The sequence below is a fragment of the Pseudoalteromonas sp. APC 3495 genome (assembly GCF_030407645.1).
GTDB classification, from domain to species: domain Bacteria; phylum Pseudomonadota; class Gammaproteobacteria; order Enterobacterales; family Alteromonadaceae; genus Pseudoalteromonas; species Pseudoalteromonas tetraodonis.
In genome coordinates this window covers 1-2,827 of sequence record NZ_JASDDA010000091.1, presented here as the reverse complement: position 1 = coordinate 2,827, position 2,827 = coordinate 1, and the positions used below count along the sequence as shown (strand labels likewise).

At 32.4% G+C, this 2,827-nt stretch carries 2 protein-coding genes and 1 pseudogene; all 3 read right to left on the bottom strand.

Features of this window, described 5'->3' with window-relative positions; genetic code table 11:
- Positions 1-946: glycosyltransferase (locus QL984_RS18335; protein ID WP_290173226.1), on the bottom strand; the 946-nt coding region annotated here is incomplete at its 3' end.
- The gene (locus QL984_RS18330) at positions 943-2,058 is read right to left on the bottom strand and encodes a glycosyltransferase family 4 protein (protein WP_290173224.1); all 1,116 of its coding nucleotides are present in this window, start codon (positions 2,056-2,058) and stop codon (positions 943-945) included. The genes QL984_RS18335 and QL984_RS18330, both read right to left, overlap by 4 nt.
- A pseudogene (locus tag QL984_RS18325) lies at positions 2,059-2,827 on the bottom strand (O-antigen ligase domain-containing protein); the annotation flags it as partial.

Sequence of the window (2,827 nt, the reverse complement as noted above, 5' to 3'; positions counted from 1 at the left end):
AATGACCATCAATACCTGTATTGCTTAAATATAAAATTGGGCAGCCACTTGCTAATGATTCGACATAAGTCATGCCAAATGTTTCATTTTTAGATGGAAGTAAAAAAGCCTTAGAATTACGGAGAACGGATAACACTTGCTTATGTTTTAAAGGCCCTACTAGGTCAACAACATCAGATAGCGACAATTCAGTTATCATTTTTCTTACTAATTTAATATACTTTTCCTCACCAGTGCCAATAATTTTTAATTTAATAAAACGTCCCTGATCTTTCAATTCTTTAACTGCATGAAGAAGTTGAACAAGACCCTTTCTCTTATATTGATGAAAGCTCAAAATAATTACATACTCCGATGTAGAGTTATCACGTATATCATCGATTGGTAAATCTTGAAATTTACATATATTTGGTAATTGAATTATATTTTCATGGTTATAATTACAATAACTTTCTACAAATTTTTTAAACCAAGGGCTCACATAGAAAACTGCTCTTGATTCCCTGTAAACCTTTGAGAATATATTTTTGCAATCACTCAGTCTGTTCATATTATGTTTATCTGACCCCCCTCTTACAGACAAAACATAATGTATATTTAACCTCTTTGATATGTAATAAGTAAAAAGACCTTCAGTCGTTAGCTTATGCCCATGCACTAAATTATATTTAGAGCTACTAAGGTATAAACATAAAATATATGACCAAAAATAAATCATTGGTTTATAAATAAACTTCAGAGGAATTGCCCAATATACCACTGACAAACCTTTATCAAACTTTTTTATAGAAACTTTGAAAGGGTTCGACGTACGGTTAATAGATAGAACAGTATGCTCAACTCTTGACTCTATAGTTTCAGCCTCTTCAATTAAATTTGAAACTGCCTTAGTGTATGGATAATTTCTACCGTCAGGAAAGTCTTGATGTATATGTAATATTTTCAATTTTTTTCTCTAAGAGCGCTTTCTATTAAGTTAGTCATATTGCTTCTAAAAGCCTCATTGGAGAACTTTTCTGCATTTTTTCTTACCTCATTAGGATCGAATGTATAACTACTAGATTCAAAGGATTCTACAGCCTCAATCAAACATTTGGTTGTTTGCTTTTTAAAGTGAACGCCACTGATCCCATGATTAACCGTTTCTAAACAACCGCCTTTTCCAAATGCAATAACGGGTGTTCCACATGCCTGGGCCTCAACAGGAATTATTCCGAAGTCTTCTTCAGCAGCAAATACAAATGCTTTTGCCTTTTGCATATTTTTTAACATCACTTCGTCTGACTGGTATCCTAAAATTTCTATATTGTCAGCATTACCAACAATATCTTTAATTTTTTGCATTTGGGGGCCATCACCTATAATTTTAAGCTGCTTTGCTGGCATTTTTACAAATGCCTCAGCTATTAAATCAAGCCTTTTGTATGGCACTAGGCGCGACGCTGCAAGATAGAAGTCTTCTTTTGTTGTTTCCAGTTTAAATTTTTCAATATTAACTGGAGGATAGATAACTTCAGCCCCTCTTCTATAACATTTATAAATTCGTTTTTTAATAAATGAAGAGTTTGCAATGAATGTATCTACGCCATTAGCCGTTCTCGTATCCCAAATTCTAAACTTATGTAAAAAATAGCGAGCTATTATTGATTTCAACCCCTTATCATTGCCACTTTCTTTTAAGTATTGCTCTTGCATATCCCATGCATACCTTGCTGGTGAGTGGCAATAGCTAACATGAAGTTGATCAGGACCCGTTATTACACCTTTTGCAGCAGAATAACTCGACGATATGACAAGGTCATAACTAGACAAATCGAATTGCTCGATAGCAATTGGGAAAAGTGGAAAATAATTTCGGTACATTTTTTTGGCGAATGGCAGCCTCTGAATGAAAGATGTGTGTATTTTTACCGATTTAAGCCAAGTGCGATCTTCTTCGGGTAAATAATCTACTAACGTGAAAATGTCAGCTTTAGGATAAAGCTCAAGTATCTCATTTAAAACCTTCTCAGCCCCACCGTTAACCACTAACCAATCATGTATAATTGCAACTTTCATTTATGTACCTAACTTCCCTGAATTTATTGATAATTTTTTGCTAAAAATAGAAATAGAAAATATTAAAAGATATAAAACCCATATACTGGTGCTATCTTTGTAAAAAGATGCTTCTGTAATATTATGAAGAACAATCACACTTAAACCAGCTAATAAATGTGAAGAATTTAAGCCCTTCATACACATTACAAAAATGGCTATAATAGCAATTGTTATGAGTGCGCCAAACTGTAAATACAATTCTATAAAGCCATTGTGGGCAGAGTTGATATATTGAAGAAAACTATTATCTACATCAAAGAAATACGGTATTTGAGGTACACCAAAGTAGCTTCCATAACCATAACCACTTAGCAATTTGTCAAAATATTCAAGATCGTAGTATAGTATATTCCATATAAAGCCTCTCCCTGTCATGAAGTTAGCATCAACAAGTTTCCCTACATGATAGTAATCATTTAACAAGTAAGAAAGCAGGGGCAGTAACAAGAACATACTCACACATGAAGCTAAAATTATTAGTAATGAGGCTTTGACATATTTAAAATGTATATTTGACATAGTAAAGTAAAATAGCACTAAAAATATGCTAGTTTTACTTTTAGTTAAAAGTAAAAATATTATCAAAAGGATTAGAATATACTTAAAATTCCTAAAGTTAAAATTGTAACTTTTTTTAAGCGAATGAAATGTAATTATTAATACCGCTAAATTTATACCCATCAAATTTTTATTTTTAGCGAAACCTGCTAAAGCGGAATCAGCTGTA